The sequence below is a fragment of the Paenibacillus baimaensis genome, from assembly GCF_025567575.1.
This window is the reverse complement of record NZ_JAOQIO010000015.1, coordinates 88031-109774: the sequence shown is the minus strand read 5'-3', so window position 1 is coordinate 109774 and position 21744 is coordinate 88031. Positions and strand designations below refer to the sequence as shown.

Here is a 21744-nt window from a genome sequence, read left to right as displayed (position 1 = left end):
CCCCTTTCGATTCTCAATTAATCTATATATTAAGCTTTAAGCCTAATATCATTCCTTCACTGCACCAAGCGTTGCACCTTTAACAAAGTGTTTCTGAATGAACGGATACACCAGAATGATAGGAAGCGTGGCAATGATAATTGCGGCAGACTCGATCGTCTGTGTGTTGTACTCAAGCGTTCCAATGGACCGCATGTCGATTAGACTATCCGATTGCGTGATGAATTCCCTCAGCTTTAACTGCAAGGGGTACAACTTTTTATCCGTAATAAAGAGAACGGCATGATAGAATATATTCCAGTAAGTAACCGCCATAAATAATCCGATGGTAGCCAATACAGGTTTCGATAACGGCATAACAACTTTTAGCAGGATCTGATAGGCATGTGCCCCATCCATAATTGCGGCTTCCTCAAGCTCGTAGGGTAGTTGTCTGAAGAAGGTGACAACAAGCATTAAATTAAAGACATCTATAAAACTCGGGATGATCAAAGCAAAAATGCTGTTATACAATCCGTAGCTCTTCAAGACGAGAAAATAAGGAATCATCGGTGGCTTGAAAATCATCGTTACTATGACACCTAGCAATACAATTTTCCGTATAACGAATGCTTTCTTTGTCAAAGGATACGCCATAAGACAAGTCAGAATCAATCCACCAACGGTTCCCACAATGGTAACGAATACGTTAACACCAAACGATTGCCACAAATCAGTGCGACCTAGGATATAATTCCATGCCGAAACATTGAAGTCAACCGGCCACAAAAACACTAGCCCTCCCTCTGCCGATACTTTAGAACTTAGCGAGATTGCAGCTACATGTACAATGGGCAACAGCATCGTTAATGAGAGTAAGGTTAGTACAATGTAGTTTGCCCCTGAGAAAATCCTTTCTCCTAAACCCGTCTTCATTTACCATAACCCCTGTCCTGTTGTTTTGTTGGATAACTTGTTGAAGGACCACAACAGGATCAAACCAATGATGGATTGAAACAATCCAATTGCGGTTGTAATGCTGTATTGTCCGCCTAATGCCCCCACCCGGTATACATACGTATCAATAATGTCACCAGTGGAATTTGTCATTGGAGTGAGAAATACATACACTTGCTCAAATCCAAGCTCAAGGAACGATCCGATTTTTAAAAGAAATAAAACCATTATCGTCGGAATCAAGGAAGGAAGTGTGATGCTGACGATTTGTCTCATCTTGCCAGCTCCATCCATGGTTGCTGCTTCATACAAGCTGGGATTGATACCTGCGATGGCAGCCAGATAAATAATGGCGCTCCAACCTGTCTCCCTCCAGATCGCCGATGCGACAACGATCCCTTTGAAATACTCTGTTTTCTGCATGAACAGAATAGGCTCGTCGCCAAACAGATGCCTTAAGCTATTCACGATGCCGTGGAGCGAAAGCAATTCAAAAACCAACCCGGCTATGATGACCCATGATAAGAAATGCGGGAGGTAAAAGAATGTTTGTAGAAACCGCTTAAATACCATGACTCGAATTTCATTTAGCAGAATGGCAAGAATAAAGGGAGCCGGAAATCCGAGTATCAACTGATAAGCGCTTATTAAGATTGTGTTGCGTAACACAGTCAGGAAATCCGGGTAGCGAAAGATGTACTCAAAATTTGCCCAGCCTACCCATGGACTCTTGAATATTCCATTGAGGATCTGATAATCCTGAAATGCAATGATAGAACCAAGCAAAGGGATATACCGGAACATAATAAAAAACAATATTCCTGGTAATGCCATCGAATAAAGCATCCAATGTTTTCTTAGATGGTCGATTAAACCGAAGGACTTTTTCAAAACAAGTACTTCATTATTCTTAGATATTGTTGTGGGTTTCATCTCTATTTTGACTCCTTCGCTTATGTTTGACTCAAGAATACGAACATTTATAGCCAGATACAATATTGAAGTTCTTCAAACAACCCCTAGATACAGCAATTTTTCGAATAAAACGAGGATATAGATATAAATTGTTGGATTTGTGGATAAAAAAATAGAAGCAGAGAGCTCTACATCAACTCCTCCGCTTCAACTTTAGATCTTTCTACCCTTTGTATTGGCCAGGTGTGACCCCTTTGATTTTCCTGAAATTACGAATAAAGCTGTTTTCGCTCGCATATCCGACTTTCTCCGAAATCTCGGTCACTTTCAGATTCGTATTTTTGAGCAATTCCTCCGCCTTCTCAATACGCACACGAGTTATATAATCATAGATAGTACTCCCAGTCTCTTGTTTGAAAATATAATTCGCCTGGGAGGAACTAATACCTGCTGCCTCAGCTACATTCGCTACACCGATATTTTCCGGATAATGCTCTTGAATATAATCAATCATTTTCCTCAGGTGGTTATCATGTTTTGTTGGCTTTCTTCTCTTCACCTCTTCTGCCAATTGTTCTGCTTCATCCGAAGCCATACCATGCAATTCCGCAAACGACAACGTTTGAAGGGAATCCATGGATTCCATCATTTCCTGGAATTGTCCATCCGTCTGATTCCTGAATTCTTTTATCATTTCCTTTATCAGGTTAGTGTACCACCTAAAGACGAAACGAGGCTCTGCCATAATCGTTTCCCAATCAATTCGTATTTTCTCTAAAGTACCCCTGACATAGTCCGTATTGCCGTCCCTAATTCCTTGCAAGATATCATAGACTGTTTCTCTTTTCGTGCCGATACCTGACGCTTCTGAGTATTGTAAGGCTTGCTCAGGAACATGCAGTTTCTTATAACTAGCATACAAACGATCCATCAGCAAAATTTCTACTTGCTTGTATCGAATGCTCAGATTGCCATCGATAGGATAAAGCGGTTCGCCAACTCCTACGGATACAGATATGTTTAACAGCTTGTTTGTTACTTCGATCCCATATTGAAGTTTTTCATAAAGCACTTGTAATTCGATATCTGAGGCGAGGGGTTGTACAATGATAACACTGCGATCCTGATTCAGATCTTCATACTGCACTCTAAAACCTTCACCAAGGACTTCCTCAAAAATATTGCCTATTGCGAACTTGAGCACTAGCTGGTCATCTTGTTTGTATCCATTCACCCACTTGTAATAAGCGTCTATGGAGACGATAACGGCGTAGACGGGCAGATCAGAACTCCATTCCGAATACAACAATCGCCATTTGCGGTCAAATTCCTTGCGGCTTAGCTTTCCGTAAACCGTATCCTGAAGAAACTTGGCTTTTAATTCTTTGTTGCTGCCGTGTAGAAAAGTATGCTGAGTGAGGAGTCTGACGACAAAATTCTCCAATTGAATCAAATCAACATCCATTGCCTCCGTCTGATGTTTCTGAACCATTTTGATAATTCGTTCGACGGGTTTGAATGTGATACGGTTAATTTGAAAGATAACGATCATTCCGATCAACATGGTGATCGCTGACACCAAAAAGGCCATGGTTCGAATCCATTTCAACTTCCCTAGAACTTGCTCCTGGGGTACTGCATACATGTAATTCCAGTGTGTTGAAGTAGAGGTCATCTTGGTTATAAAATAACGACTGGGGTTCAAAATCTCTTTATTCACTTCGCCAACCGAAAACAGGACTTCTCCATTTGAGTCTTGAATGATTCGACTTGCTGTTCCCACATCGGGTTCAGAAGTACGCATTTGTGAAAACAATTTTGAAGGATTAAGGTTTATCACAAGAAACCCTGATAATTGATTATCCACAGTTATTTTTCTAATCAAGCTTATAACTTCACCCTGACCCTTCATTCTCTTGGTGAAAGTCAGATTATTGGTGTCTTTCTCGACTAGAGATAATAGAGGAAGCCAGCTTGTATCACCTAAAGTTTCAATACTGGAATGAAAACCGTAAGGCGAACTTCCGACCACATGCTGCCTTTTTGTATCATAGATATATATACTTTCTATTGTCGACGAACTTTGAGACAACGTATCTAGCAAAGAAACGACTCCAAGTATAGTGTCAATGCTTTGATGATTGTCATAACGAATAAAGTCTATGGTCAGCGGGTGGAGGACAGCATGAATAGAGGTTGTATTGATCTCGGCTACTTTCCGGTCAACATCATCCCGTACGAATGTCAGCATCTGCTGGTGTGGAACTTTGTATTCCTCAAGAAGCGATTGCTTTGCAACGACATACATCCCAATTCCAACCATACAGACAGCGAGACCAATGACCAGTGTCAGTATGAGAATTAGTCTCGTCTTGATATTCGAATAAATCAATTTCGCTTTGAACTTAAGTATATTCATGCCCATATTCCCCCCCTTAGAATTGCATTCATCAAGCAGTTCACTTCTAATTCCCTTCTGCGGTCGTTTCCTCCATACTTAACTCCCCCACAAGGAAAGCGATAAATTTGCATTTTATCATATCAAATCAAATCATTTTAGGTTAGTCATTATTTCCCATAATTTCCACCTAATAGAGTAACGTTTTCAGTTTGAACATTCATCATCTTTCCACACAGTGTATTACATTGTCCTGACATAATTATACATGTATTTCCTTATTGTGCATAACTCTCGTTACTTCAACGGAAACAAAAAAGGAGCCACTACAGGCATACTGCTCCTTCTTCATAAAACTAAAGTTTCCCGGTTAGCTTAACGTCCCTTGGAAACTGATTAACGAGGCTTTCTTTTAAATCTCCATAACGATTTGCTACATCGAGATGCTATCGGAGGTAATCCCTTACAGCCAATTGGCGAATTATCTTCCTTGTTATCCCCTCGAAACACATGCACTTGATGGGTGTAATTATCTCCGCCTTTCCAGAAATATCTTCTTCCTTTTAATAATATTTACTACTGGCATGATATCAATGATTGGTTTGGATTTTAACCCTGGAATGAAGTGCTATTTATATGATGAATGCCGATTAACTCATCGCCAAATATCCTTTATTTTTTGAGATTCCTCGCTAAACCTCAGTTTCCAATTATCGTTGTATTCTGTATCCATAACAATCATCTAATTAACCTCCTCGGGAAATATTCATGCGGTCAATTTTGAGCATTACATCATCATATAAAAGTGAGGGAGAGGTGTCAATAAAATATAGAACAACTCAAAGTTATAATCGGCGGCCTTCTCTTGTGAGTACATAATTAAGCTAACTCCAATCAAGACTTACCCTTACTTCAACAAACGAAAAGAATCCGGTCGCTAAGGTGCCGATAGTCGATTCGCTCAGGCCCCTAAAGGACTATACCCCTTTTTCATACCAATATTTAAAAAATTTCATTTTGCACTTGAAACTTACGTAACGTAATGAATTATGATGTAGATACCGGTAAAAACCTCGCGCACAAAAAAGGGGATGATCATGAAACTGGAGTGCAAGATTGGAGAACTTGCAAAATTAACAGGATTACGGTTCGTACATTGCGATACTGCGACCAGATCGGTTTGTTGCCATCCGGTCATACTGAATCTGGGATTCACACCTCGACCGGCTTGGTGATTATCTTGAAGAGCATCCGGATGAGCTGACCTAAGGGAGGACTAAATAAACGATGAACGAACGATCCGTAAAACACTCTACCTTTGTTATCGAACGTAATTACAACGCATCACCCGAGCGGGTATTCACCGCTTGGTCGGACGCTTCGACCAAAGCCCAATGGTTCCCTAAAGCCGACGAGTTCGACTTCCGAATCGGTGGACAGGAGATTAACCGCGGAGGCCCGCCGGGAGGGTCGATCTACACTTTCGATGCCTGCTACCAAGAGATCGTGCAGAACAATCGCATCGTTTATACCTACATCATGGACCTGGGAGAGACACGGATATCGGCCTCCGTGACGACAGTCGAAATCAGGCCGGCGGACAGCGGTGCACAGCTTATCTACACCGAACAAGGCGCCTTCCTTGATGGTCATGATGCGCCGGAACAGCGCGAGCACGGGACGAAATATATGTTGGACAAGCTGGGCGTTTTTTTGAAGACCGAATGACTAACGCTATGAACGGGACTGAGATGCAGGCCGGCATGCGTGAATGGGTCGGGCTCGCGGTTCTTGCCCTGCCCGCCCTTCTTGTCTCAATCGATCTCTCCGTAATGATTCTCGCACTACCGCACATTGGCGCCGACCTCGGCGCCGACAGCGCCCAGCAGTTGTGGATCATCGACATCTACGGCTTCATGCTCGCCGGGTTCTTGATCACAATGGGGACGCTGGGAGATCGGATTGGCCGCCGCAAACTGCTGTTGATCGGCGGGGCCGCATTCGTTATAGCCTCGATAATGGCAGCATTCTCTCGAAGCGCTGAGATGCTCATTGCGGCCCGTGCACTACTCGGCATTGCCGGGGCGACTGTATCGCCTTCTACTCTAGCCTTGATAAGCAATATGTTCCGTTCCCATAAGCAGCGTTCCCTCGCCATCGGCATATGGTTAACGTGTTCCATGGGCGGCATGGCCCTCGGGCCGGTGGTTGGAGGTATCATGTTGGATCACTTCTGGTGGGGTTCGGTGTTCCTTCTGGGCGTGCCAGTCATGTTGCTTTTACTCATAGCCGGACCCATATTGCTGCCCGAATATCGGCACCCCGATTCCGGCCGGCTGGATTTGACCAGTGTCGCATTATCGCTGGGCGCCATCCTGCCGGTCACATACGGGCTCAAGGAAATCGCCAAGTACGGTCTGCAGATGATACCTGCGCTGTTAATACTGGCGGGCGTCGCCCTCGGCACGGTGTTCGTGTCTCGGCAGCGCAGGCTGACGAGTCCCCTGCTGGACCTGCGCCTGTTCGCGAGTCCCGGATTCAGCGCTGCACTGGGGGGCATGTTCGGTATTACACTGACAGGAGCAACCATGCTCTTCATCTCGCAGTACCTTCAATTCGTGCAAGAAATGTCACCGCTTCAGGCAGGGTTGTATATGCTCCCCGGGGTAATTGCCTCGATGGCCGGCATGCTTCTCTCGCCGCTTATCGCACGCCGGATCCGACCGGTCCATCTTATCGGAACGGGTCTATTGGTATCGACCGCGGGCTGTTTTCTGTTGACCCAGGTGGGGGTTGAATCAGGACTCACGTTTCTGGTGCTCGGGTACATCTGCTTCAGTATAGGTGCCGCTCCGCTCCCGAGCCTGTCCAGCGACCTTGTCATCGGCTCAGCCCCGCCGGAGAAGGCGGGATCGGCAGCCTCCATGCTGCAAACCAGCGGCGAATTGGCCTTCGCGCTGGGCATCGCAGTCTTCGGCAGCATCGGCACGGTCGTTTACCGCAACCAGGTAGCGAACTCTATTCCCGCCGACTTGCCGGCATCCGCAGTGCAAGCTTCCCGCGACAGCTTAGCCGGTGCCACGGCTATAGCGAAAGGCCTCTCTGAACAAGTCGGCAACGCACTGCTCACCGGCGCACGTGAAGCCTTTACCAGCGGGATGCACGCCGTTGCGGCAGCCAGCGGCGCTATCATGCTCGCTATCATCGTCCTTGTCGTTACGTGGCTTCGACACATACGACCAATCGGAGAGACTAAATCTAACCAAGCCGACAGTATTCCAGAAGCAGTACACGGCGCTGCCAAAGAATCAAGATAGTTGCACTGCATAGTAATGCTGAAGTAAGAAACCAACCAGTACGAGTACATTTTTTTGTTTGGGGGAGGTTCATACCTGCTGAACTAAACCCCCGTTAGATGAGCGAAGGCTGCCGAATTTGTGTGCTGGCAGCCTCGTCGTGGTTGTTTATTTAATTGTCGTTCTCCGTTAATTTAACAACGAATATGTGGTACAATTCCAATGTTTTGAGCTTGTTTTCCTTTTCCCATTCCAACCCGTTTTTTGTAGTTCTTTAGCTATCAGTAGATTAAAAAAACCATGTCCAACTAATGCAACCGATTCATGTTCATTGGCATATTTAACTAATAGTATAGAGTCTAATAAAATCGATTCTTAATCTTCCAAATGAACAAGAACTTTTCCAAACCTTCCTCCCATTCTTAAGGATATTTCATCTTTATATGTTTTACGTAAATATTCTTCAGATTTTCTAAGTAACTTTTCTTCAACTGAAATTCCGTATTCAATGAACCATTCTGGTAATTTATTAATTGCGTTTTCTAGATCTATATTCACAGTATTCATATGTTTCTCAATTAACGACTGATAAGAATAACCGTTTAGGTAGAGTAATTGTAAAAGGTAAGCCATATCAGAGGAACCTATTTCTCTTGGCTTTAATTCTAGAATCGATAGCAGTTCGTCCATTAAATCAATTTCTTTTGGACCAGCCATCATACTTGTATAGAAATATTTCTTAGCACAACTTAAAGCCTTCTCCACCATATCCCAATCCTTCATAGCTGGACACATGGATGCAAAAACGAGATCGTACGATGTATCTATTACAATTTCTTCAAAAGTTTTTTGGATTACCTCCACTTGTACTGAATAGTTTGTTGCGTTATTTTCTAGCATCATGGCCAAGTCAGGAGAAGGTTCGATAGCTGTAACATGTGCTCCTTTCTCGGCAAAAGGAATACTAAACACACCAGATGCCGCACCGATATCTAAAACAGAAATACCCTTAAAAGAAGTAACTTGATTATTAATCCATGTCACAATTCTATCACTACGCTGTCTACCTTCCTTACTAAATGAGTTTTTATCGTAGGATTTTGCCCACTTGCTGAATTCTTCTGTTTGGTAATTACCCTGACCCAACCTTTGCATTATTTTTAGAGAAGTGTTAGGATCATCATTCCATGCAGACTTCCAATCACTTTGATTAAATAAATTCTTTTCCATAAAACTCTCCTTCTAAATCAAAATTGATTATTGATATTAAAGACATTTTATATCGTTAATCAAAGTACAAAAACCTGATGCAGAAGCATCCATACCTACTTTAACTTTCAATGATTAAAGACTTTAAGTATATTTAGTATCCATTATACTTTAGGTGAATTGATTGTGTAAAGATTCATCTAAACTGCTAGTTACTTCATTGGAAAAGAGGAGCTGCCAAGTAGCAAGCTCCTCCACTATGCTGATTATGGAATTTCGCATGCTCAATCATGAGCTGCAGCACCAGCCGAGAATCCATCCCGACTGAATTAAGGAGTCCAATTAGCGAATGCTCGTCGCAGATTTTTTTATCCTGGCGTGAGTGGCGACAAGTTGTTCATCATCCACTTTATCCAAAACGTCAAGCCTCTCTCCCTCGATAACGCGTGTGCGATCCCGCTCGTTTCAACGATTTCGACTTCAAAATCGAGAAAGGGCTGGCAGCGATCTATTGGGAACAACAACGGTTCTTTATGAGCTCCATATGGAGGAATAATCTGGTGAAGATAGATATCTCAATCAACAGCGTGCAGGACAGATGGAAGCAATATACCTGAAACTTGTGTTTCGGGCTCATATAGTGCCAATCCATTCCATCAACAAGAAGTGCCTCCTGTGGCTTATCGTTGATGAAATGGTGAACCGCATAGAAAAGTCCATTGAAAAAAATAGCGAACCAATCACGGACAACACCATGAAATATAAATCCAGCTGTCTCCAAGCAAACCCATGAAAAAAAAATAAATAAAAAGACACACGTATTCCGTGCGTATCTTTAGTCTCCTATATCAAACCTTTTACTTTCGCTAATAGACTTAGCATTCTCCTACTTTGCCGATTCTTTGGAAGGCAAAGAAAATAAATATGTTTCTACGTATTGCTCATGGTGACTCGATACTTGTCGTGTAAAAGGCTATTACTGCGCTTTGCAGCCTTGACATATGTAGTCGAATACTTGTAGGTGTGTGCGTTGTGATCCAGTTACCTGCCGGCCCTGAATATATATTCATTTATTCTATTCTATGAATTGTCTATACCAAGTTATCAATAAAATTATAGTAGAGATGATTTCAAACTTAATCATTCAGAACCTCGCAACTTCATCTAATACAAATAGTCCAAGTACAGCCGTATACATCCAGATTGAAATGATAATAATTTCATCAATTTGGCATATCATGGTGTTCCTCATTAACATCCCCAGGATTTATTTAATAAACGTTCCACAACGGAAGCAGGCAAGGGCTTGCTGTACAGAAAACCTTGGGCTTGATGACAGCCGTTATTCAATAAAAATGTATGCTGAGCGTAGTTTTCTACACCCTCGGCGATGACTTGAAGCTTCAGCTTCCGCGCCAAAGACAAGATCATTTTGGGTAACACTTTGTCTCTAGGCAAATCCTTGATAAACGAGCGGTCGATTTTTAACGCATCTACAGTGAAATGCTTTAAATAGTTTAATGAAGAATATCCCGTACCGAAATCATCGATTGAGACATAGATTCCCATATCTTTGAACACCTTCAGGGTGTGAAGGATATGTTTTTCATCCTTCATTAGAGCGCTCTCGGTAATTTCTATTTCCAAGTACGTAGGATCCAAGCGAGATTCTTCTAATATTTCTTTTACGCGATACAAAAATGAGCTATGGCAGAATTGTTTCGCAGAGACGTTGACGGCAACGCGAACCGGTGGTAATCCTTGCTGCAGCCAACGTTTATTTTGCATACATGCTTCCCGCAGTACCCATTCCCCGAGAGGCACAATAAAACCGGTCTCCTCAGCCAAAGAAATAAATTCAATCGGCCCCACGATCCCTTTTACGGGATGATTCCACCTCACCAACGCCTCCAAACTGCTTATCTCCCCCGTGTCCAACTCGATCCTCGGCTGATATTCCAGAATGAATTGCCGCTTAGTCAAGGCAGATTCGAATTGGGATTTGAACAAGAAACGACTGTCATTTCCCTCATCGTTAGAAGGCTGATACATGACGCAAAGGTTCCTACCGTCCTGCTTCGCTTGGTACATGGCCTTATCGGCTTTCTTCATCAAACTGCTGACCGCCGTTCCGTGGTCTGGAAACATGCTGATGCCGGCACTGAGCGTAACACGGATTTCATGATTGTCCAGCAGCACAGGGATTTTGAAGGAATCGATGATTCGTTCAGCCACCTTACTTGCATCCTCTGCAGATTGAATATCGTTCACGATGACCGTAAATTCGTCGCCACCAAGTCTAGCAACTACCCAATCAAGACTGACACTTGCTTTGATTCGCTCCGCCGCTTGAATAAGCAGGCGATCCCCTGCATCGTGCCCAAGAGAATCATTCACCCATTTGAAATGATCCAAGTCGATGAAAATCAACCCGAGCTTTTGGGATTCTTGTCTCTGCTCATTTATCATTACATCAAATCGATCCGTAAAGTGCCTCCGGTTTGACAATCCTGTCAAGGGATCGTAAAAAGCCAAGCTTTTGATTTCCCTGTCCTTTTCTTTCCATTGAACGGCTACTTCGGTTAGATCGTTAAGAGCTGCGACGATTTCCATCTGTTCCGGTCTGAGATTGCCACATTCGCCGTGTTCGTACCGTGCGGATTCCCAGTAATTTGGGACGTAGTTCCTCCCTTTTTCTTCAATTTCATGTAATATGCGGATTAGAGACTCTCCAGACACGATGAGTGACAAAATATCGGTTTTTATTCTCAAAATAAGGTTTTCCAACTCAATTTCAGGCATCTTCCGTTGTTCTGAATTCATATGACTGCCCTTCTCCTAATAACCAAATGCTTTCCCCCTGCTTTTCCCAATAGTTTGCTCATTCATCATACAATGATGCCTGAAATCATGTACAATCCAAAATAATGATATCGAGTATCTCAAAATCAGATACCTATATTTACAAGTGGTCTAAATGGATATTCAGTTGCTCAAAGTTTTTTTTCCACGACGCGCCACTTTATGGGTGCCTTATAAAAGAACCCCTAATAAAAACGGCGTACAATTAAAATGAAAGGAGCTGACGCGGCAGCTCCTTTCATTTTAATTGTATGATGTATCAAGCTTTAAGAATTTCGCTGTCCACCTTAAGGAGTCAGCTCGATTGCCGTAAAACCCGTGGGTATTTCTTCCTTCCGAGTGCCGTTAGCTATCTCCATATGCTAGATCGATTCCAGATAACTTTTCCGTGGTAACGTCATATCCCGATAACCGATACAACCGGCCTTGCCAGCCAGTACCAGTTCCATCGGAGTCGCTCCCTTTCCATCGCCTCCGTAGGCGGCCGTCACATCCATAATTTCATGTTCGGGCAAACGGGAATCTCGTCGTGAAATGCAATGTTTTAGCCGGCGAATCTTTGCGAAGCTGATACCCGCTACCGTTCTCCGTGCCGACTATAAACTCCTTGCAGTCTGATTCTTGCAATCTTTAATGATGGCCTTCCTACTTCCGACAATATCTCAGAACTTGACGACTTCCGGGGCATTCTTTCAACTACCTATTAAAAGGTAGTTTTTATTCAAAAAAATATCCGCTTTCTTTTTTAAGTTAAAGTTAAAGCGGATATTAATTCTTTGGCAATCATGTCAAACCTACTTATATCCCGAAAACTTCTTGCAAGTAATTGCGCACCTTGAAGCGATGCAAGGAATTGATGGGCTTGCACAACTGCGGCACCTTCAAAGTTTAGATGCCCTTCTCGCCGTCCCTGATCCAACACTCTTTCTAGCCATTCTAAATTAGCGGTGAAAAGCTGGGCTAGCCCTTCACGTGTCTTACCTGATAAAGTAGCCAAGTCAGTAGAAATCATGACGCCCAGACAAGTACAATAATCTTGAACAGGGCCACCGTAAAGTAAAGTGAATTTTCGTAGCTTTTCCAAATTATTCTGGGACTCGGTATCGATTTGAGCAATTGCAGAAATAAAATGTCTGTGATACCGTGAAATCAGCGCTTCTCCTAAATCCTCCTTGTTTGGGAAATGGTAATGAATACTGGCAGTGCGTATCCCTACTTTTTCTGCAATGTGTGCATAGCTAAATCCGTTAAACCCAACATCCTGAACAATCGACTGAGCAGTATCCAAAATAGCCTCTGCTGTATTTTTAGTTTTAGTCATGCTATGATTCTACCTTTTAGTAGATAGTGTGTCAACGACGGATGTTCACATACGAAGAATCATCAGAAGCCAGGAATCCTTCATTAATTTTGGCCGTGTCAAACCTTAAACCTGTATCATTTAGCTTGTTCGAGCTGCCTGTCGGTTCGGCCTATACCCAGTGGCAAGCTAAGCGCCCCCAAGAAAACGATGAAAGCCGCTCCGATTAAAGCGGTGAGGTAGCTGCCATTTCCCGATATCAGAAGACCTGCAATGAGCGGTCCGATTATTTGCCCCAAGCCAAAAAAGGTGGTCAGCAAACCTATAATCTTTCGGTTGTTTTGTGGGTATAAATCCTTGGCAAAAGCGACGGACAGCATCGTTATCCCCATAAAGGTTACGCCGAACAGAATGGCGCCTGCGAGTACGCCGGTTGAAGAAGGAATAAGAACTGGAATCGCAATGCCTATGGATTGCAGCAGCATGGAAACGGTCAATGCCCACTTGTTTCCCCATCGAGAGGCAAGCATCGACCAACCGACGCACGAAGGCATCGCGGCAATACCAACTAGTATCCAACTAAGTGACGCAATATTGGGGATGTTCGAAACCGACTTGGCGAAAGCTACAAGATAAGTCCCGGTAACAATGTAGCCCAAGCCTTCCAAGCCATAGGCAATCATCAAACATATCAAGACCCGGCGAACAGCCGAAGGATGATGGTCGTGGTCATGAGGAGAGCTTAACATCTTCGTAACGGTATGCCTGTCCCGCAAAGAATACCAAGCTGCCATACCTATGATCAGACTGATCAGGCCCAGTCCCTTCCATATTTCGATCCAACCGCCGTTTCTGGCAAGCAGCGGAACCGAAAGTCCGGTCAACAGAATGCCCGCTCCCACACCACCGTACAATATTCCGGCTTGAAACGCTGTTAAACGATCCAGTACAATGCTGGATGTGATGACAAACACGATTGCGCTGGCAAGGCCCGATAAAAACCGGAGTACGAGCCAGGCCTCTAGGCTGTGGAACTGACCCATTCCCCATGTGGTAGCAATACATACGATTAACCCGGCGAACAGTAGCATGGATCGGCTTTTAACCTGGACTAACGTCAGGACAAACGCGCCGATCAAATACCCCAAATAATTGCTTGAAGCCAGATAACCCGCACCCGCGGCGGAGAACAAATGGTGATCCATCATCATTGGGAGGATAGGAGTAAAGGCGAACCTTCCGATTCCCATAGCCACCATCATTGCTGCTGTGCCTCCAAGCAAAACGATCAATGTCCTTCTCTCCATTCGCTTTCCCTCCTGTCTTTGCCTTCGTCTCTTCATTCATCATACAATGATTCCTGTTATCATGTATAATACAGAATAGTGATATTAAATATCTTAAATTCAGATATCTAAATCTAAATATACAGGAGGTCTATATGGATATTCAGTTGCTCAAAGTGTTTTTTACCACGGCGCACGAAGGTAGCATTTCTAAAGCGGCTCATAAATTAAACTTTGCCCAATCCAACGTCACCCATAAGATTCAACAGCTAGAGACCGATTTGCAGACCCAGCTTTTTTACCGGCACAATCGGGGCATTACGCTTACCCCTTCCGGGCAAATCCTGATTTCCTATGCGGAGAAAATATTGCATGTCATTCAGGAAGCCAGACTGGCCGTCGGAGACTCCTCTGTTCCCGCAGGACCGCTTCATATCGGTTCTCTGGAAACAACCGCCGCCGTTCGGCTGCCTACGCTGCTTACCAAGTATCATACCGAATATCCGGCGGTCGACTTCTCTTTAATAACCGGTCCTACCGAGAAGCACATTCATGCCGTTCTTCATTATGAGCAAAACGGAGCATTCGTGGCCGGTCCCGTGGAGCATCCCGATTTGGTTCAGGAAAACGTCATTGATGAGGAGCTGGTACTTGTCACCTCGGTCTCCCATCCGCCTGTCAATTCCATTCATGATGTGCAGCTGTCTACGCTTCTCGTATTCCAACGCGGCTGTTCCTACCGGGCAAAATTAAATCAGCTGCTCCATGAAGAAGGCATCTTACCCGTTAAGCTAATGGAATTTGGATCGATTGAAACGATTATAGGTTGTGTAGGCGCCGGCCTCGGCATTTCTCTTCTGCCGCGTTCCATCATAACCGAGTCGGAAAAGCAAGGCAGAATCCGCTGCCACACGATCCCCGGAAAGCATACCATCGTCACAACCGTGTTCATCAGGCGAAAAGACGCTTTAATCACGCCCGCATTGTCAGCCTTCTTATCGGAGATGCGAGCCCATTTCAACTAAAGTACGGGGATTGAGCTTCTATAATTATTTTTTCCGCTTCATTCATAATAATGCGACACAATAAAACGACATGAAATGGCCGAGTCAGATCGGGAGAAATTTGGGCAATAATTCCAGTTTCCGAAATGGATATCGGAGACCGATTTGGCAGGAATCCTATTCGAAGGGTTCCTGCTTCTTTTATATGTTGACAGATAAATACTCTATCGTTATATTGAATATTATTAGATTAAATAATTTTAGGATAAATAATCAAAGAAGTGAGTTGCATATACAAGAACCCGTGTCATTCAAGAATAAAGACTTTGCGATCGTTCAATGTGAACAAAAGGGGGAAATCAACATCCGCGCTGAAGGAGAGAAGCTTCGAATCTTTCTAATTGAAGTTCCTACAGAAGTCGAATATCCTTTATATAAAAAAGCCATAAGGTGGTTGAAGAATGACTGAACGCGATGCTGAGGGTAAGGCTCTTGATTTAAGACTAACACGCGTAATAAGAAACATGGTAAAAGAGCTGTTCGGGAGCTTAGAGCGCGACATTGACAGCTATGGGCTAAGTATGGAAACCTTTCAAATTCTCGAGTTTCTATACAATAAAGGCCCGCAACCCATCCAGAAAATAAGCGATACCTTCTCGATTCCAAGCGGGAGTATCACCTATGTGGTAGATAAGCTGGAGAAGAAGGGGTTCGTGGAACGGCTTCCAATCCAGGGTGATCGACGCAAAACGAATGTAACATTAACCGGGGAAGGACGAAGCTACTTTGATAATATCTTCCCTAAGCATGTTCAGACGATTTCCGACAATTTGTCCTTTGCGACAGATGAAGAAAAGCTCGAACTTATTCACGTGCTGAAGAAAATCGGGTATGGTATCAAGAATCGTGACTGCAATGCCAAACATGATGGGTCGGATTCTTTCTGAAAGAAGGATTTTACTTTAATTTTGTAATTTAGGGGGATTTGAAAATGGAAATAGGTGTAGATACTTTTGTTGAAACAACTCCAGACGTTCAAACAGGAGAAACGATAAGTCATGCGCAGCGATTGCGGCAGGTTGTTGAAGAAATCGTCCTTGCCGATCAGGTTGGGTTGGATGTATTTGGGGTCGGCGAGCATCATCGCAAGGAATTTGGGGATTCGGCTACTGCCGTAGTGCTGGCGGCAGCAGCGCCTATGACCAAAAGGATACGCTTAACTAGTTCGGTTACTGTGCTCTCTGCTGCTGATCCAGTACGTTTGTTTCAGCAATTTGCAACGCTCGATGGTATTTCAAATGGACGTGCTGAGATTATCGCGGGTCGAGGCTCTATGGTCGATGCGTTCCCATTGTTTGGTTATGATTTAAAAGACTATGATGAGCTGTTCGAGGAAAAATTGGAACTATTATTAAAATTAAGGGACTCGGAGAAGGTATCCTGGAAGGGAGGGCATCGACCGGCCTTTACGAATCTGGGTGTGTATCCACGTCCGGTTCAGAATCCTTTACCCGTATGGCTTGGAAGTGGGGGTAATTCGGAATCAGTAATACGAGCAGGGATACTGGGACTTCCTCTTGTTTTAGCCATTATAGGCGGGAGTCCGTTAGAATTTGCTCCGCTAGTTCCACTCTATAAAAAAGCTGCTGCTCGAGCAGGGCATGATGTATCGAAATTAAAAATAGCCGTACACTCACTGGGTTTCGTGGCGGAGAGTACCTCGCTTGCGGTGGACAAGTATTTCCCACCCACGCAGGCATCGTTTAATTATTTTGGTAAGGAGCGCGGTTGGGGACAGTATACCCGTTCAAGCTTTGATGCCTCACGCAGCTTAGAAGGCGCACTTTACGTAGGCGATTCCGAAACGGTGGCCAACAAAATTATTCACATGCGCAAACATTTAGGCTTCTCCCGATTCTTCCTGCATTTACCTGTCGGCACGATGCCGCATGAGGATGTTATGAAAGCCATTGAACTATTGGGAACGGAAGTCGCCCCGCGAGTTCGGGAAGAGGTCGCAAGATGGGAAGCTGAAAATGAGGGTAAGTAGAAAGTTAGTGATGAGAAATGGGACCATACTGTGCTGCCAATGGTTCCGTTTGAAGCATTGTTATAGTGATGGCTCCTTCTACTAAGAGATAGATCCCAGTGCCGTGTTGGCACTGGGTTTGATTTTATATTTCCTAACCATGAGAGGGGACTTTAACCATTCCCGGATTGCGCTCCAACTGTATACAAGATGTTAAGAAGGGAATACTTGGAGAGAATCAGATCTGAAGGAGAACGCGAATGGAGTCCCCTGAAAAAATATCAGGAAATCAGCTATGTTTATTAGTTTTTTCCTTTATAGCTCCCACCGTCATTCTTGTCGTACCGAGTTTCATGGAAGAAATCTCCAAGCAAGATTCATGGATCACGATTTTTCCTGCGGTCTTGATCGGAGCATTAAATGTTTGGATTATGATAGTATTGTCAAATCGCTATCCAGGTCAGACAATTATACAGTACAGTTCCCAAATTCTAGGCAAATGGCCTGGAAAATTCTTGGGATTTTATTTTCTTTATTTTTGGATTAATTTTGATTTCATCATCCTTGATCAACACATACAGTTTATAAATACCGTTTTTCTCATAAGTACTCCGTCTATCGTTGTCAGTCTAACGTTGGCACTTTTATGCGGTATAGCCGTCTATATGGGTATCGAATCTATCGCAAGATGTAATGAGTACCTTTCTTTACTCATCATTGCTTCGCTGATTCCCCTCTTGCTACTCATGCTCGCGGAATCGGATCCGGAACGACTCCGTCCAGTGATGAGTAAGGGAATTGTCCCAGTCCTTCAGGCGTCTATTTTTCCTGTCGCTTACTTAGGTCAATTTATTATTTTGGGGTGGCTTCTTCCTTATTTGAATCAACCGAAGAAAGCAGCCAAATTTTCGTTCATCTCATTGTTTATTACCTCTGGTCTTGTCTTCATTACGGTTTTACCTCTCATTATGGTCTTTGGGCCGTTAACGAGAAAATTGGCTTTTCCAGTACTGAGCGTAATTCAGTATATAGGTATAAAAGGAAGCTTTGAACGCTTGGAAGCTTTTGCTGTAGCTATATGGGTTATGGGTTACTTTGTAAAAGTATCTCTCACCTTCTTTATTATATGTCTAAGTATAGCCCATCTTTTTGACATAAAAAGTTATAGAAATTTTGTAGTCCCCATAACGATTTTATCCGTGATAGGATCGGTTTCGGTTTTTGTAAATTCCACCGATTTGAGTAGTTATCTTAGAGAAACGTATCCAAGCTTAGCATTTTCTACACATTTTATTTTGCCACTTTTACTGCTAATGATTGATACGATAAAAAGGCACTGGAAGAAGTCAGTACCTTAGATTTCATTGCTGTAAAATGATTTTTCCGATGGGCTCAAAAATAATTCTCATAGGAACTGTCGTGCTTGGTATATGAACGTGGGCAAATAATAAAGAGCCTGCGATCATACATAATCCCATCAAACAACTATATAAAACGGCCACTTTAAGCTGGTTTTTATTTAGAAAAAACCGAACTCTATAGAAAGACCAACCCAACGTTAATATAACAAAAGTTACGATTTGTACGATCATTTATTTGACCTCCTTTCCTCGCGATTCAAAAGAAGAATGGACCATTCCCGCTCCTTTTATCGTCAGGTTAACTTCAATCGATATCTCTGACTCTGGAAACCGCATATCCCATTGATTTTTCCAAATATCCCACTTATCAGGGTAATTCTTATAAATTTCTTGGCCAAATCCCACACTATCCACTTTATATTTCTTTTGGATCTTAAATATAAAATTTTGCACTTGTTTCTTGGCTTCATCTTCTAGCGCTTTTTTTATTAGTTTCAAATCTTTTGGTTCGTTTATATCTAGAGCGGTAGTATTCTCGTCCAAAATCCCTTGACCTTCCAGTTGGATCCTAAATTGTACAGAATCATGTTGAGTCTGTGTAATTATTTTGCGGTCAGCATGGGTTAACACCATCCCAACTGCACCATTTTCTTTTGGTAAATTCGCTGTGATATAACCGACCTTCAGCTTGTCCGTCACCCACATCAGCCCTAATGATGTTTCATTTACATCTAATAAACCGGCCAGTTTAAGATCTTTAAAAACGCCGGCACCCGCTACCCTAATTATTTGCTTATGTGGATCATTTGAGTGGATCTCGGGTTCAACTACTCCTACAACGGGATGAACACCCTCACTTCCATAAGCAATAAAAAAATCGCGCAATGTTACCGCAATATCTTCTCCTGAAACCTCCATTCCCCTCACTGTTTCGATGGGTACTTGCTTTAAAGGAGAATTCAATTGCAAAATGTTCCGCGCTTCTCCCCCTTTAACAACCATGAGATAGGTCTTTAAGCGATTCCTCGGGTCATGAGTAAAGATATCCAGTAAATTATCTATTCCATGCTTAGCCATACGTTCACTAAGAAACACAACGCTGCGATGAGAGTATAACAAACGGCGCGAGCTTTTTTTCTGGAGTTTATGATGAATATCATTTCCATTTTTCCCCTCTACCGCTATAACGAAAAATTTGTTGCCGCTCTCTCCACCACTCATTCCTCCTTCAGCAGATGAGGGTATGGCGATTTGAAGAGTACATAAGATGTTGCCATCGTCCGTCAGATCTAAGGCAGTACCCGTAACAAACGCGAGATCATTAATTTCCGTACGATCCCAACACCCGCTAATGATGACGAATACGAGAAGAAACATATATTTTAGTGATCTCATTTGTTACCCCCCAAACGATCAACCCATTTTCCTAAGAACTGTTACTTCTGCCCCCCCTCTTGATTAGGTGTTGTCGAAAGGCGAGATTTCGCCCAAATCGGTACCCTTATTAAAACATCCTTCAAGGCGGCAACCTTGAGCGGAGTGATTGGAGAAAAATAAAGAACTCCGAATGATCGAAGGTTGGTCACATGTAACATGATGCCTAGAAGTCCTAGAACAATGCCATAGAGGCCAAGTGTCCCCGCTAAGAATAACATAGGAAACCGAAGTAATCGGATTCCGTTTGCAAAGTTGTATCGGGGAATCGTAAAGGCAGAAATTCCAGTGATGGATACGATAATGACTACCGGAGCAGATATTAATCCAGCTTGAACCGCTGCTTGGCCGATTACTAAGCCTCCAACAATACTTATGGTCGGGCCTATCTGTTTAGGCAGACGAATCCCGGCTTCCCGCAGGGCTTCAAATATGATTTCCATTAATAAAGCTTCAAATATCGCAGGAAAGGGGACGGATTCCCTTGAAGCAGCAATACTCAGCACTAGATTAGTGGGTATCATCTCCTGATGGAAGGTCGTAATCGCTACATACAGTGGAGGAGCAAATATCGCAAAATTGATAAAAAGGAATCGTATCCATCGAACAAAAGTAGCGACTTGCCAACGAACGTAGTAATCTTCACTTGCCTGAAGTCCTGTCCAGAACGTCATCGGAACAATAAGGACAAATGGGGTAGTATCCACAAGAATGGCTACTTTTCCTTCAAGCAATTCAGCAGCCACCACATCCGGACGCTCCGTGTTAAGGACTTGAGGAAATGGTGAATACGGTTGATCCTCAATAAATTCTTCGATATACGCTGAATCGAGTACGCCGTCCAATTCAATTGGCTTTAATCTTTTTCTAACTTCGTCAACTAATGTGTCCTTCGCAATACCCTTTAGGTATGTAATAGCTATTCGAGTCTGGGAAAGCTCTCCTATGGTTATATACTCTACCTTTAATTTTGAAGTTTTGAGTCTGGATCGTATCAGACTTATGTTTGTTGAAATCTGTTCGATGAAGCCGTCCCTTGGGCCGCGTATAACTGGCTCGGATGACGCTTCCTCAAGACTTCTTTTGGATGAACCGGGAATTGAAACCGTCATCACGTTACTACTACCCGTCATTAGAATGGCGGCATGACCTTCTAAGATGTTTCGTATGGTATCCGATACTTTTGTAGAGCTATTCGTGGTTCCTATGGAGATCATCTCACTTTTAAGATCTCCTGCTTCCTTTGGAAGCGTGTCCCTTGCTACGCTTGTTAGCATTGGTTTAATGACATGCTCTTCAAGCATTTTAAGATCAATCAAGTTATCAATGTAAACAATGAGCCATTGAGTGTTATGGTTAACTTCTACCTTACGGTACTCCAAATCAGAACAATCCTGAAACGCTTCTTTTAAAATCTGTTCGTTTTGTTCAATATCTGTTGAAAACTCATTATTATTGTCTTCCTCCAGGTTTGTGCTTTTCATTTTAAGAATATTTTCGTTTTTTTGGAATTTACCTCTTTTAAACCATCTCATGAAAGCTCCTCCTGTTTGACACAATCACTGCTATTATTCCAAATAGAGTAAGACATATACGAATGAATACGACTTTGATAAATTTCATTCATGCGTTTTGTAATAAAGATACCCCTTGCTCGACTCAAAATCGGACTCCTTGCAATTAGCCAGTACCCTTTGTCGGGTATTTCCCCATA

Annotated in this window: 17 protein-coding genes and 2 pseudogenes; 7 read left to right on the top strand and 12 right to left on the bottom strand. The window is 43.2% G+C overall.

All coding sequences use genetic code 11. The features are described 5' to 3' along the window. Window positions 1–48 precede the first annotated feature (48 nt). The 3 genes from OB236_RS06940 to OB236_RS06930 all read right to left on the bottom strand — a co-directional run bounded on the left by OB236_RS06940 (window position 49) and on the right by OB236_RS06930 (window position 4270). Entirely contained in the window at window positions 49–915 is an 867-nt protein-coding gene (locus tag OB236_RS06940; RefSeq protein ID WP_262683305.1) for a carbohydrate ABC transporter permease, read from the bottom strand. Beyond that, window positions 916–1782, bottom strand: coding sequence for an ABC transporter permease (locus OB236_RS06935; protein WP_262683315.1), 867 nt, complete (start codon window positions 1780–1782; stop codon window positions 916–918). 292 nt (window positions 1783–2074) lie between these two features. Next, window positions 2075–4270: a helix-turn-helix transcriptional regulator gene (locus OB236_RS06930; protein WP_262683304.1), complete on the bottom strand. Its 2196-nt coding sequence runs from the start codon at window positions 4268–4270 to the stop codon at window positions 2075–2077. Window positions 4271–5291: 1021 nt separating this feature from the next. On the opposite strand from OB236_RS06930, the gene OB236_RS39930 reads away from it, so the two are divergent. From OB236_RS39930 to OB236_RS06920, 3 genes are read left to right on the top strand one after another with little or no spacing between them, the layout of a single operon-like run. Continuing rightward, window positions 5292–5513, top strand: coding sequence for a MerR family DNA-binding transcriptional regulator (locus OB236_RS39930; RefSeq protein WP_332843721.1), 222 nt, complete (start codon window positions 5292–5294; stop codon window positions 5511–5513). Window positions 5514–5536: 23 nt separating this feature from the next. Next, window positions 5537–5977 carry an SRPBCC family protein gene (locus tag OB236_RS06925; RefSeq protein WP_262683303.1) on the top strand — a complete coding sequence of 147 codons (441 nt, stop codon included), beginning with the start codon at window positions 5537–5539 and terminating at the stop codon, window positions 5975–5977. A gap of 35 nt (window positions 5978–6012) precedes the next feature. Next, complete coding sequence (locus OB236_RS06920; protein ID WP_262683302.1) at window positions 6013–7566, top strand: MFS transporter; 1554 nt, start codon at window positions 6013–6015, stop codon at window positions 7564–7566. 354 nt (window positions 7567–7920) lie between these two features. Here the strand turns inward: OB236_RS06920 and OB236_RS06915 are convergent, their stop codons facing one another. The 6 genes and pseudogenes from OB236_RS06915 to OB236_RS06890 all read right to left on the bottom strand — a co-directional run bounded on the left by OB236_RS06915 (window position 7921) and on the right by OB236_RS06890 (window position 14223). Further along, complete coding sequence (locus tag OB236_RS06915) at window positions 7921–8775, bottom strand: class I SAM-dependent methyltransferase (protein ID WP_262683301.1); 855 nt, start codon at window positions 8773–8775, stop codon at window positions 7921–7923. Window positions 8776–10005: 1230 nt separating this feature from the next. After that, window positions 10006–11577: a putative bifunctional diguanylate cyclase/phosphodiesterase gene (locus tag OB236_RS06910; protein WP_262683300.1), complete on the bottom strand. Its 1572-nt coding sequence runs from the start codon at window positions 11575–11577 to the stop codon at window positions 10006–10008. 332 nt (window positions 11578–11909) lie between these two features. Beyond that, a pseudogene (locus OB236_RS06905) lies at window positions 11910–12113 on the bottom strand (OsmC family protein); the annotation flags it as partial. Then, window positions 12113–12278, bottom strand: a pseudogene (gene nadA / locus OB236_RS06900) (quinolinate synthase NadA); the annotation flags it as partial. The pseudogenes nadA and OB236_RS06905, both read right to left, overlap by 1 nt. Window positions 12279–12361: 83 nt before the next feature. Further along, complete coding sequence (locus OB236_RS06895; RefSeq protein ID WP_262683299.1) at window positions 12362–12937, bottom strand: TetR/AcrR family transcriptional regulator; 576 nt, start codon at window positions 12935–12937, stop codon at window positions 12362–12364. A 116-nt stretch (window positions 12938–13053) separates the two neighbouring features. Continuing rightward, window positions 13054–14223 carry a YbfB/YjiJ family MFS transporter gene (locus OB236_RS06890; protein ID WP_262683298.1) on the bottom strand — a complete coding sequence of 390 codons (1170 nt, stop codon included), beginning with the start codon at window positions 14221–14223 and terminating at the stop codon, window positions 13054–13056. 134 nt (window positions 14224–14357) lie between these two features. On the opposite strand from OB236_RS06890, the gene OB236_RS06885 reads away from it, so the two are divergent. The 4 genes from OB236_RS06885 (at window position 14358) to OB236_RS06870 (ending at window position 18593) form a co-directional block, all read left to right on the top strand. After that, on the top strand, window positions 14358–15227 hold the full coding sequence (locus OB236_RS06885) for a LysR family transcriptional regulator (protein ID WP_262683297.1): 870 nt from the start codon (window positions 14358–14360) through the stop codon (window positions 15225–15227). A gap of 440 nt (window positions 15228–15667) precedes the next feature. Next, window positions 15668–16153: a MarR family winged helix-turn-helix transcriptional regulator gene (locus OB236_RS06880; protein WP_262683296.1), complete on the top strand. Its 486-nt coding sequence runs from the start codon at window positions 15668–15670 to the stop codon at window positions 16151–16153. A gap of 44 nt (window positions 16154–16197) precedes the next feature. After that, a complete protein-coding gene (locus OB236_RS06875) occupies window positions 16198–17256 on the top strand; it encodes an LLM class flavin-dependent oxidoreductase (protein WP_262683295.1) in 1059 nt (352 codons plus the stop codon). 239 nt (window positions 17257–17495) lie between these two features. Continuing rightward, window positions 17496–18593 (top strand): GerAB/ArcD/ProY family transporter, encoded by a 1098-nt coding sequence (locus tag OB236_RS06870; protein ID WP_262683294.1) that lies wholly within the window; start codon window positions 17496–17498, stop codon window positions 18591–18593. Window positions 18594–18596: 3 nt separating this feature from the next. Here the strand turns inward: OB236_RS06870 and OB236_RS06865 are convergent, their stop codons facing one another. The 3 genes from OB236_RS06865 to OB236_RS06855 are packed head-to-tail and all read right to left on the bottom strand — an operon-like array spanning window position 18597 to window position 21565. Further along, complete coding sequence (locus tag OB236_RS06865) at window positions 18597–18827, bottom strand: hypothetical protein (protein ID WP_262683293.1); 231 nt, start codon at window positions 18825–18827, stop codon at window positions 18597–18599. Further along, window positions 18828–19991, bottom strand: coding sequence for a Ger(x)C family spore germination protein (locus OB236_RS06860; RefSeq protein ID WP_262683292.1), 1164 nt, complete (start codon window positions 19989–19991; stop codon window positions 18828–18830). It abuts the gene before it with no gap. Window positions 19992–20032: 41 nt separating this feature from the next. Beyond that, the gene (locus tag OB236_RS06855) at window positions 20033–21565 is read right to left on the bottom strand and encodes a spore germination protein (RefSeq protein WP_262683291.1); all 1533 of its coding nucleotides are present in this window, start codon (window positions 21563–21565) and stop codon (window positions 20033–20035) included. Between the last annotated feature and the right edge of the window lie 179 nt (window positions 21566–21744).

Excerpts from the sequence above, each read along its gene's own strand:
- OB236_RS06930 (WP_262683304.1), bottom strand. The coding sequence starts at position 4,270 with ATGAATATACTTAAGTTCAAAGCGAAATTGATTTATTCGAATATCAAG.
- OB236_RS06920 (WP_262683302.1), top strand. The coding sequence starts at position 6,013 with ATGCGTGAATGGGTCGGGCTCGCGGTTCTTGCCCTGCCCGCCCTTCTT.
- OB236_RS06910 (WP_262683300.1), bottom strand. The coding sequence starts at position 11,577 with ATGAATTCAGAACAACGGAAGATGCCTGAAATTGAGTTGGAAAACCTT.
- OB236_RS06880 (WP_262683296.1), top strand. The coding sequence starts at position 15,668 with ATGACTGAACGCGATGCTGAGGGTAAGGCTCTTGATTTAAGACTAACA.
- OB236_RS06855 (WP_262683291.1), bottom strand. The coding sequence starts at position 21,565 with ATGAGATGGTTTAAAAGAGGTAAATTCCAAAAAAACGAAAATATTCTT.
- OB236_RS06890 (WP_262683298.1), bottom strand. The coding sequence starts at position 14,223 with ATGGAGAGAAGGACATTGATCGTTTTGCTTGGAGGCACAGCAGCAATG.
- OB236_RS06865 (WP_262683293.1), bottom strand. The coding sequence starts at position 18,827 with ATGATCGTACAAATCGTAACTTTTGTTATATTAACGTTGGGTTGGTCT.
- OB236_RS06935 (WP_262683315.1), bottom strand. The coding sequence starts at position 1,782 with ATGCTTTATTCGATGGCATTACCAGGAATATTGTTTTTTATTATGTTC.
- OB236_RS06885 (WP_262683297.1), top strand. The coding sequence starts at position 14,358 with ATGGATATTCAGTTGCTCAAAGTGTTTTTTACCACGGCGCACGAAGGT.
- OB236_RS39930 (WP_332843721.1), top strand. The coding sequence starts at position 5,292 with ATGAATTATGATGTAGATACCGGTAAAAACCTCGCGCACAAAAAAGGG.
- OB236_RS06925 (WP_262683303.1), top strand. The coding sequence starts at position 5,537 with ATGAACGAACGATCCGTAAAACACTCTACCTTTGTTATCGAACGTAAT.
- OB236_RS06860 (WP_262683292.1), bottom strand. The coding sequence starts at position 19,991 with ATGAGATCACTAAAATATATGTTTCTTCTCGTATTCGTCATCATTAGC.
- OB236_RS06875 (WP_262683295.1), top strand. The coding sequence starts at position 16,198 with ATGGAAATAGGTGTAGATACTTTTGTTGAAACAACTCCAGACGTTCAA.
- OB236_RS06895 (WP_262683299.1), bottom strand. The coding sequence starts at position 12,937 with ATGACTAAAACTAAAAATACAGCAGAGGCTATTTTGGATACTGCTCAG.
- OB236_RS06915 (WP_262683301.1), bottom strand. The coding sequence starts at position 8,775 with ATGGAAAAGAATTTATTTAATCAAAGTGATTGGAAGTCTGCATGGAAT.
- OB236_RS06940 (WP_262683305.1), bottom strand. The coding sequence starts at position 915 with ATGAAGACGGGTTTAGGAGAAAGGATTTTCTCAGGGGCAAACTACATT.
- OB236_RS06870 (WP_262683294.1), top strand. The coding sequence starts at position 17,496 with ATGGAGTCCCCTGAAAAAATATCAGGAAATCAGCTATGTTTATTAGTT.